Here is a 9,982-nt window from a genome sequence, read left to right as displayed (position 1 = left end):
CCTCCCTCCCGAGCGCCGCCCAACTCACCCCGCCCTCCCAGCGGCGACACGTACCGCACAACGGATGGCACAACGGACGCCGTCGCACAACCCAACGATCGTCGTTCTGTCCCTACCTCACTCGGCATGCGACTCAGCTCGGCGCGGGAAGATCGTGCCGCCCGATGTATCAACCCCGTACTGAGCCGATCTCCAGCGGCTTGCTATATCCGGAAAATCTGTGACAAAGCTGCGCCTCAAGGGAACAACCCGGGGGCTGCGAGCCTCCTTGCCTCTGGTGAGCGACTTCTGTGCTTTGTGATGCTGCCCGCCCAACGAATAACGTCCGCGACATCCGTTGATGGACCGCGTTATTCACGGGGAGGCCGCCCGTGAGCGACATCTCCAGCTTTGTCACGAATGGTAATCGCCAGTCCGCGGACCACCTTGGAAGGTCTGACTAATTCGTCGCAAATGCGCAGGTCAGAGATTGTCGGTGGCCGTTGATAGAACAGGTGCGGAGGTTGTCGATGCGAGTTAAAGACCTGTCCAAGAGTGACCGGCCGCGCGAACGGCTCATGTCCAGCGGCGCCGCCGCGCTGGCGGATCGTGAGCTTCTGGCCGTGCTGCTCGGATCGGGGTTCCGCGGGGCGAGCGCGCTTGATCTGGCCAGCCAGGTGATCGAACACTGCGGAGATCTCGATGCGCTGAGCCGTTCCGACCCGCACCGGTTACTGGCGCTGCGCGGCATCGGGCCGGCCAAGGCTGCCCGCGTGACCGCGGCTTTCCATCTCGTACGCCGAGCACAGGAAGGCCCCGAGCGAGAACGGATCACAAGCACCTCTGATCTGGCTCACGTGTGCGCCCCGCTGCTGCGTCACCGGGCACACGAGCGCCTCGTCCTGGTGGTGTGCGACACCGGCGGACGGGTGCTCAAGCGCACGGTGGTGACCGAGGGCAGCAGCGATCAAACGGCCATGCCGATACGACAGGTCATCACCGAGGTGCTCACCTCAGGAGGGGCGGTGTTCGGCCTGGCCCACAACCATCCCGGCGGGTCGCTGGAGCCGAGCCCGGAAGACCTCGAGGCCACGATGCTGCTCGCTGAGGCCGCGGAGACGGTCGGGCTTCGGTTCGTCGACCACGTGATCATCACGGATGGCGCCTGGAGGAGGATTCCCACCTAAATCAAATCCACCACGGATGATGAACCCACCACCGGCAAAGGCCATGATCGTATGTATAGCTCCGAACGGCAGTTTTCCAAGAGACGGCCATGAGAACCTAATGGCGCGGGCAGGCCGCTAGGAACGTCAGCCGGCCATGACCCGTGACGGTGTATTCACGTGCCTTTCCTGGAGGCCTGGATCACGTCCGCGGATTCGCGCTGAATCCAGGGCGATCCAATTTCCTCATATTGAGGGATTTGGGTTGGCGCGTCGCTCTGGGATCAACGCGAAGATGCAAGGTGGTCAGCGACGGCCGCAGAAATGCAGCTGTCAAAGTGTCCGGCTCGTACATGCGGCGACAAAAGTGCGAGCCGGACACCCCACCTCATCCTGTCACCGGACGGGCTGCAACCCCCGTTCGGAGACAGAGCGGCGCCCGAAACCCTCCATAGGGCGCCGTTGCAGGAAGTCGGAGTCACCGGCCAATCCCCTCCAGTGGCCGGCGGTTCGGGCGGCACACAGTGGTGAACGGCCATCGCGACCATGGTTTCCTGAACTGCGATTTTCAGGAGACCCGCGATGGCCGTCACCCGTGCCTCACCCGGCACTTGCAGAGCAAGATCGCTGCCGATGCTCCGCGTCGGCATCACCGCCTCCCGACGAAGGCAACGCCTCCCAGGCCGGCATCTCCAGCGAACCGGCTCAAGCTATGGGGAAGTTGTAGCTCTGTAAGGCCGCGATCGCCTTGGCACAGCCGGCTCGCTTGTGGGGGCGAGGGCGCGACACCTGTCCGGGGCGGTGCGGGCGGGCGGGAGAAACCTGACGCGCCTTGGCCGGCCAACTCGGTTTCGAGGAGCGCGTGAGCGATCGCTGGACGTTTCGACGATCGCGGGCCGCAGATCCTCGCCGCGATCACTTCGGCCTGCAAAAGGGCCAGGGATTGCGGATCGGAGCCAGAGGCGCCAGATCCGTCGTAGCGAACACGCGCCCGTGGCAAACGTACGCGCCCCGCCGGTGGCCCGCCGTAAGCATGATGGCGAGGCCAACCACCCGCCGATCAGCTGCTCTGCCCAGATGCGAAGACACACTTGGTCCATGCCATTCAAGCAGCATCGCCATCGGCCCTGGTTGTCCCGCGGGCAGCGGGACAACCAGGCCCACGCCCGGAGCCGGGCCATCGGTGAGCGTTCCGTCGCGACCTTGAAGGGCTGGAAGGTGCTGACCCGGCTGCGCTGTTGCCCGCCGCGGGCGACCGCGCTCGTGCAGGAGATGCTTGTGCTGCAGCTCGTGGAACAAGGCCGTTACTCAGGATGAGATGGCTCTCATTGTGTCGGTGGGTGCTGCGAGCATGGCGGGATGATCGCGACTCCTGAAGACTATGCCTGGTTCTCCCGCGAGCGCTTCCCCGGCCTGGCGAATGCCTACTGCTTCACCTACGTCCGCGGCCTGACACCTGAGGAACTGGTGACCCGGCTCGGCGTCCGGGTTGAAGACTGCTTTCGCATGACGCTTGATGAGCTGATCCGGGGGCAAACCTTCGGCACCGTCGCCATTGGAGACTGGGTACTCCTCGTCGAGGCCTACGGCGGGCTCGGCGTCACCGAAGAGATCATTATGCCGTTGTCAGCGGGCACTCGTCTCGTCTCCCACTTCTACCTCGATGTCGACGGCATGGACTACTTCCACTGGATCGACGACGGAAAGATCCGGTTCGAGTTCGTGCACCAGGAAGGCTATTCCCACCGGATCAAGGACGGGAAGATCCAGCTCGAGTTCCCGCACGATGAAAGCTACTCAGAGGAGATGCCGGACGAAGTCGCAGAGATCCTGGAGCGAATCGACTCCCCTGTCTACCCGATGGTCGACCCCCACGAAGGGCCGGCGTTCCTCTTGGCCGAGCGGCTCACCGGGATCACGATGACGCCGCAGCTACTGGAGGAGTCCACCTACCTGGGCGGAGGCGTTCGCAGGTCGAGGTGAGCAGAACCCCACCGTCCACGGGTTGGCTGCACGCTCCTGCAGGCTCCGCTGGGGCACTGTTCTCCGTCGGCCTGCCGTACCAAGCCATCAGGAAAAACCTCGGCCAACCATTCCAACCAGCCGTGGCTGCTTGGGACGGCTTCAACGCCCGGTAGACCGAATTCGCATGATGCGCGTTGCACATGCGGGCGACCGGCTCTGTGCCCATGAATTACTGCGACGGGGTCCCCCACCGCGCACTCCCGTCCGAGGGCCGGAACTTGTCCGGCCGCATGGCCGCCCACTGCCCGGCCGTCGTGACGGGGACGGGCACCCGGCGGGGCTCCGCCGGCGACGCGGATCCGGCCGGCTTCCTCGGCTTCATGTGAACGAGCGGTCGTACACATCGCGGATCGGGTCAGGAACAACCACCGGAGGCAGTCGTGGACCTGCACGGTCAGGCACCTTCGAAGAAGGGAGGCCGATCGGGAAGCCGTGGCTTCTGTCTTCCACCGCACCCATCTGGATCACTCCGGTCACGGCTGTGAATCCCGTCTAGCACCACATCCGGCAGGTGCAGCCCTGATGTTTGTCGCGGAGGTCAAGCTCCTCATGAAGCGGACTCGGTGGGACAGGAAGGTGGGCGCGTCATCGACGATGGCCGCTTGGGACCAGCACCGCCGCGAAACTGCTGGCCCGGTGGGACTAGCGTGACCAATCGGGACTGGCGGGACCGTCTGGGACGGACGGCCCTTGGACATGCGTGCCCCAGGGCGGCCCTTCGACCGGCATAGCCACTTGGGCAGGCGCGACCGTGCGGGAACACGTGGCCTCCATAAACGAGCGTGCCCGTACGGGACGTACGTGGTTTGGAACCGCGGTGGTGAGACGGCGTGGCTGACTGGAACCGGCATGGCGCTTCGCTGGGCAGGAGGAAGGCTTCCGGTGAGAGAGCGGTCCAACCCAGGGTCAAAACGAAATGTGCGGGTCTGAGGCGTTGGGATAGCTTGCGGCGGTGAGCTTCCGACTGGCGGCGTACGCCGTGTGCATCGAGGACGGACGGGTGCTTCTTGCCCACTACGTGGGGCCGAGGGGCGAGCGGCACTGGACTCTTCCGGGCGGAAAGGTCGAGCACGGGGAGGATCCATTCGACGCAGTCATCCGGGAGGTTGCTGAGGAGACCGGTTGTGAGGGAATCGTTGAACGCTTGCTCGGCGTGGATTCGAGGGTGATCCCCGCGGCCGACCGCTTGCCCGGCCTGCCCGAGCATCAGAACGTCGGCATCTTCTACCGGGTCAGCATCACTGGTGGCCAACTCCGGCCTGAGCCGAACGGTGAAACCGCCGAGTCGGTCTGGACTCCCATTCCCGACGTTGCGCGCCTGCGCCGATCATCGTTGGTCGATGTCGGCCTTGCTTTGGCACAGACTCTTCCGGCGACCGGGCATGTCGATCCCGTCCCTGTCGGCGGTTTGATCCAGCACTGAGGCCGGTTCACCGTCTGGCGCTCCCGTAATTTTGCGGGACGGCGATGGACTTTCATGGGCGGCTGGCCTCGCTGGGCTGCACCAGGGCTTTCGTGGGATGAGCTGGTTCGTGAGCGGGCGTTCGTTCGTTCGCCAGGGCGCGCAGGCAGGCGTGCGACTGGGAGGGGTCCGCTTCTGCAGTTCGATTCAGAGCGGCATGCGGCCGCCTTCAACACATACAGGACGAGGATCGTCCCGACCATCCCGGGTTGCGCGGTGACGGCGGTAGCGGGACGGGCCAGCACCTCCCAGAGTGGCCACGGTCCGGTCAACGACGGCCCGAATACGGAAGTGGACGCGGTCTGCCAACTTCGGATTGCGCGACAAGCGTGGACGAGGCCCATCGCCTGGGCTGCGGTCACATCGCGGATTGCCCCGGATGGCGCAGGGATACCCACACGAGCCTGGCCGCGGGTTCGGCCCGCGCCTGGACGTTTTGTCGTGAGTTACAGGCCAGGTTGAAAATCAATGAACGGCGTGTACAAGGCCAGTAACTCTTCCGGCCCACCTCGGGTGGGCGGACGTGCTGACGAGCGCTAGACGATCAGACTGTGTCAGTCAGTCCTAGGTAAGAAACGGGTCCACGGGGTACCACAGTTATCGGCGTAAAAGCAGATCCCAATGCTTTACTCCGTCTTGACCTACTGCATGATGAGAAAAGTAAGCGACGCGGCCGAACCTCACTCGTAAGTGAGAAAACAATGTCCGCCCAACATGATGCATCCGCTGCGGCGATCAGAGGACAGGCGGCACACTAGTTCCTGCGGCCACCGCTATTCTCCTTCGCTCATGAATCGTTGCTGTAGAAGGGCTAACGCGGTGGCCGTCTCCGCGTCCGACGGCAGATGCAGATAGAGCACCTTGTATGCCTTGCGTTCGATCGCATGGAAGCGGCGACACCGGACGTCTCCCCGCTCACCCCAGCGGAACGGCAACGGCGACCGCACACTCCTTCATGGACGATTCGCTCAGCCGGCTGACGAATGGGATTGCAGCGCACAGATCTGGACGATGTTCTAGGGTTGCGGCATGCCCCTCGACTTGTACGCAGGCATCCCGGTCACCGACTATGCGGCAGCCCTGAAGTGGTACGAACGGCTGCTGGGGTCCCCGCCGACGTTCGTGGCAAGCGACACAGAGGCCGTGTGGGAACTCGCGGAACATCGATCCTTGTTCATCGAGCAGCTTCCCGAACGAGCCGGCCACGCCCTCCACACGATCTTCGTGGACGACTTCGATGAGCTCGTGGCAGAGATCACCGAGCGGGGAATCGAACCCGCGGAGCGGGAGACGTACTCCAACGGCGTTCGCAAGGCCATCTACCGCGATCCAGACGGGAACGAGATCGGGTTCGGCGGCGCTCCGTTGTGAGCCGTACTGGAACCACCACGTTCGTCACCACGTGAGCTGAGCCCCGCTCACCTCGCATGTGGAGCTTGATCACCGCGTTCACGGGCCGGTAGCCGATGTCAGCACCTGAGCCCGGATGTTCGGGCGCTGGGTGAGAGAAACAGCGGTGGGCGCATGCCGACTGGGGAGCGCTTGTGGTGCCACATCAAGACAACCCCGGAGATCGGACAACGGAGATCCTGGGGACCGAGTGTCTGACAATCATCTGATTGTCAGCAAAGCTTCACACGGACGTTCGACATAGATCTTGGATGCCACGAAGGACTAATGCAGGCGGTCGCCTACGAACTATGCAAGGCTGGCCAAAGTTCCCCCTGGGTCGATTCGGAGAATTTCGTCCGATTTCCTCCCCTGTGTGACCCGGACCAGCTTAGTCTGTCGGTACAACAAAGATCCGTCCGGTTGACGGATGGGCGTACCGATTGCGAGGAGTTCGTCCCCCGCTACGAGATGGTCGCCTACTCGCACGGATCAGACTGATCGCCGCACGTTCAAGGCCGGCACCCCTATGCCCGCGAGTCCTTACCCGGACAGGCCCCTGCAGCACCACTGGTCCGACGAAAGGGATTTCGGCCGACACCCCGAAATGGCGGACATTTCGAAATATCGCCGTTCCGGGTGAGAGGGTCGTGATGCGGCAGCGGTGCGTCGCAAAGGTCACCACATGCGAGTACATTGCACATTTGAGGAACAGGGGTGGACCTATGGAGGAATCTCTCAGGGCGCATATGAGACCCACCCGGAGAAATGGCCCATAAAGCTGGGTTTCTAATTGGCCTTCCTTTGTCGGGGGCGTTGGATATTCTTTTGATGTGTTGAATCGCGAGGGCGACACCCATCTCTATCTCCAGATCAGCGAGGTCCTCAGGTCGCGCATCATCGCCGAGCTTTCCCCCGGAGACCTCGTGATCAGTGAGGCGGGGATCCAGCGGGAGTTCAACGTCGCGCGCACGACCGCGCGCCGGGCGATCGACGTCCTACGCACCCAGGGCCTGGTGCACACCCGGCAGGGCGAGGGAACGTTCGTCAACGCCCCCGGGCAGACCGGTCCACCGGCGCGGCAGACACCGATCTACCGGTACATCGCCGGCGAGATCCGACAGAAGATCAAAAACGGGGAGCTCCAGCCCCGACACCCGCTGCCCAGCGAGACCGCGCTGGTGCGTAAATACGGCGCCGCCCGTGAGACCGTGCGCCGGGCGATCGCTCTCCTCCGGGAGCAGGGCTGGGTCTACAGCGTCCCGCATCGCGGAAGTTACGTGCACCCGCGGGAGCATTGGCCGTCCGACGTCCAGAACGACCTACGTTCCGAATGAGGCACGTTCCGGACGAGGCTCATCTCAGAGCGAGAGAAGGCGTGTACAGGCAAGCGCATAGAGGCCGACATTCTGCGGCAAGCCCGTAACGAGATGGTCCAGACAACCACGGCCGAATAGGGCACGGACGAGTGACATGTATGACGAGATCCGTCGCAGAGGAGCGCGCCGTGGACGAGACACGCCCCGGACGAACGAGACGTTCCGAACGAGACGGCGTCTGAGGCATGGGCGAGGCACGTCTCGGACGGCACAACATCACGAGAAGACGTGGCCCAACGAGCGCCCCTGGCAAGGCCCCTTGGCGAGCCACTGCCTAGGCGCGTTTCGGACGAGCATGACCCGAATGGAGGCAACCAGGCCCGGCCCCTATGAGAGGGCACGTGCGCGGAGGTGATCCTTGGAGCATGCCTTCACGTGACGCATCACCGGCGAGACATCCCGGAGGACGGGATGTCTGAGGCGTCGACGCGACACGTCTCGGACGACATAACACCTACGAAGCGGCGCGTCCCAGATGAGCGCTCCCGGATGGGTGCACGTCCTGGACGAGCACACCGAACAAGTACACGTCCCAGACGAGCACGCGAACCAGTACGCGCCCCAGACGACCACACCCGAACGACTAGGGGCCCAGACGACCACACCCGGACAAGTGCACTCTCAGACGAGCACACCCGCGACGAAGCGCGTGTCACGAGCACCTCTCGGACAGGTACGTCCCGGTTGAAGCGCGGACGTCCAGGACCTCAAGACTCATCAGTGAAGGCAACTCCCCCAGGAGCCAGGACAAGCAACCTCCCAGCACGAACAACGCCCACGGCCCGAACGAGAACGAACGTGTCCTCGGGTCAGGCCGAGAGGTGCGTGAGGCGGAACCAGAGCAGACGACTGTGGTGTCGTCACGTACCGTGCAGCCCTGCCCCTCCCAATACCGCCGGTGCGTCTCCCGCCAGTGCGCCACAGAGGTGTACCCCTCCCCTTCCGCCTGAGCGAACTCCCAGCCCACCTCCCCGAACGGCACCAGCTCCACCCGCGTGACCTCGACCTCACCGGCCCGCACCCCCGAGTCGTCCACGAGGACGAGACGCTCGCCCACGCGTTCGACCGCCTCCCCCTCGGCGTCGTAGTCGAGCGCCGGCAACCCGGCCGTGGCCGTCTTGGCGCCCGACAACGTCAGCTCCGTCAGCTCGATGCGAACCTCACCAGGCGTCCCGAGTTCGAGAACGCGGAGCCCATCCATACGCGGCCACATGGTGCCAAGCCTAGAAGACCGGGATGATGTCCTCGGGATCGATGAAGTCGACCTGCACCCCTTCAAGATCCAGCTCGGGGATGGCGGGGAAGGCGATCCCCCACCGTTCCACGATCGCGCGGATGCGCGCCATGGCCACCCGCCAGTTCTCCGCCTGCTCCTCGTACGACAGCACGCCGAGGCCGGCGTCGCGCGCGTGGTCCATGAGGACGCGGTGGTTGTGCAGGAAGTACGGCGGCAGCTCCCAGAAGCCCTCCGGCGGCTCCCAGAGGATCATGCTGAGGAAGACGAACCCGGCCCGCAGCTGGCGGGTGATCAGGTGGCGGGTCTCGTCGGTGAGGCCCGGCCACTCGTTCTCCAGGATGGTCATGCAGATCTGCAGGTGGCGGGACTCGTCGCGGCCGATGCGCTGGAACATCTCGCTGAAGACCGGATGCTGGGTGCCGGACGCCATGCCCCTGAAGAGCGTGGAGGCGGCCATCTCGCCCATCATGAAGCTCGTGAACAGCACCGGCAGGGTGTACTTCCCGACGGCGGAGTTGTAGCCGTTCCAGTAGCGGCCGCCGTTGTGGTAGAGCCAGCCGATGTTGTTGTGGGCAGCCGCTTCGAGGTCGTCGGACGGGGTCCAGTCGAGGGGGCCGCCCGGCCAGAGCTTGGCGATGGTGCGCTGGCAGCACTCCTCGTGGTTCATCTCGTCACGGGTGATGGAGAAGAAGCACTTCCGTACCGGGTCCTCTTCGTGCTTCTCGAACGCGTGGATCGTGGCGCGGGCGAACACCGCCGGCCCCGACGCGTCGAAGTTCGCCAGCACCGCGAACCAGTACATGATGCCGAGGCGCTGCTCGCGCGTGAAGTCGTCGGGGTTCAGGCCGTCCCAGGGCAGGTCGGCCGGGTTCCAGACCATGCGCTTGGACTTCTCGTAGATGGCGGCGAGCTTCTCTGTCTCGACGCGCCATTCCATGGGATAGATGTTGGGCTGCGGGATCTCCGGCGCGGGCCAGAAACCGCCCTCTGGGATCGTGAGGTCCGCCATGTTGTGACACCTCCTCTCCCATCCTGCGGGGCGGCGTCACGGCTTTCAAGTACGGGCGCGCTGGGTGATGGCCACGCAGACGAGTACGGCCAGCGCCGCCGCCACCGTCGCGGGCCCGAACCGCTCCCCCATCAGGACCCAGGCCCACACGAGGGTCAGGAGCGGCTGGGTGAGCTGGGTCTGTCCGGCGCGGGCGATGCCGCCCCTGGCCAGGCCCGCGTACCAGGGGAAGAAGCCGAGGAACATCGAGATCGCCGCCACGTACGCGAAGCCTGCCACGGCGTCGAACGTGACGGCGACGGGGGTGGTGAGGGCCAGGACGGCCGTCACCGGGAG

At 64.6% G+C, this 9,982-nt stretch carries 8 protein-coding genes and 1 pseudogene; 6 read left to right on the top strand and 3 right to left on the bottom strand.

The window, feature by feature from the left end:
• Positions 1-509 precede the first annotated feature (509 nt).
• From C1J01_RS41700 to C1J01_RS41670, 6 genes and pseudogenes are all read left to right on the top strand, one after another.
• A complete protein-coding gene (locus C1J01_RS41700; protein WP_111184568.1) occupies positions 510-1,166 on the top strand; it encodes a JAB domain-containing protein in 657 nt (218 codons plus the stop codon).
• A gap of 1,080 nt (positions 1,167-2,246) precedes the next feature.
• Positions 2,247-2,462: pseudogene (locus C1J01_RS41695) on the top strand (IS5/IS1182 family transposase); the annotation flags it as partial.
• 42 nt (positions 2,463-2,504) lie between these two features.
• Entirely contained in the window at positions 2,505-3,128 is a 624-nt protein-coding gene (locus tag C1J01_RS41690; protein WP_111184567.1) for a DUF6461 domain-containing protein, read from the top strand.
• A gap of 994 nt (positions 3,129-4,122) precedes the next feature.
• Positions 4,123-4,593, top strand: coding sequence for an NUDIX hydrolase (locus tag C1J01_RS41680; protein WP_111184565.1), 471 nt, complete (start codon positions 4,123-4,125; stop codon positions 4,591-4,593).
• 1,068 nt (positions 4,594-5,661) lie between these two features.
• Positions 5,662-6,003 carry a VOC family protein gene (locus C1J01_RS41675; RefSeq protein WP_111184564.1) on the top strand — a complete coding sequence of 114 codons (342 nt, stop codon included), beginning with the start codon at positions 5,662-5,664 and terminating at the stop codon, positions 6,001-6,003.
• An 851-nt stretch (positions 6,004-6,854) separates the two neighbouring features.
• Positions 6,855-7,358 carry a GntR family transcriptional regulator gene (locus C1J01_RS41670; RefSeq protein WP_111184563.1) on the top strand — a complete coding sequence of 168 codons (504 nt, stop codon included), beginning with the start codon at positions 6,855-6,857 and terminating at the stop codon, positions 7,356-7,358.
• 694 nt (positions 7,359-8,052) lie between these two features.
• Here C1J01_RS41670 and C1J01_RS41665 read toward each other — a convergent pair.
• From C1J01_RS41665 to C1J01_RS41655, 3 genes are all read right to left on the bottom strand, one after another.
• Positions 8,053-8,601: an ASCH domain-containing protein gene (locus C1J01_RS41665; protein ID WP_235855017.1), complete on the bottom strand. Its 549-nt coding sequence runs from the start codon at positions 8,599-8,601 to the stop codon at positions 8,053-8,055.
• Between the two features lie 22 nt (positions 8,602-8,623).
• Positions 8,624-9,646: a hypothetical protein gene (locus C1J01_RS41660; RefSeq protein ID WP_111184561.1), complete on the bottom strand. Its 1,023-nt coding sequence runs from the start codon at positions 9,644-9,646 to the stop codon at positions 8,624-8,626.
• Positions 9,647-9,691: 45 nt separating this feature from the next.
• The coding region (locus C1J01_RS41655; protein WP_146615916.1) for an EamA family transporter at positions 9,692-9,982 on the bottom strand (291 nt) is incomplete at its 5' end.

Origin of the sequence: Nonomuraea aridisoli, from assembly GCF_003236395.1 — a bacterium.
Taxonomy (GTDB): Bacteria; Actinomycetota; Actinomycetes; order Streptosporangiales; family Streptosporangiaceae; genus Nonomuraea; species Nonomuraea aridisoli.
This window is presented reverse-complemented; position numbering and strand designations above follow the sequence as displayed.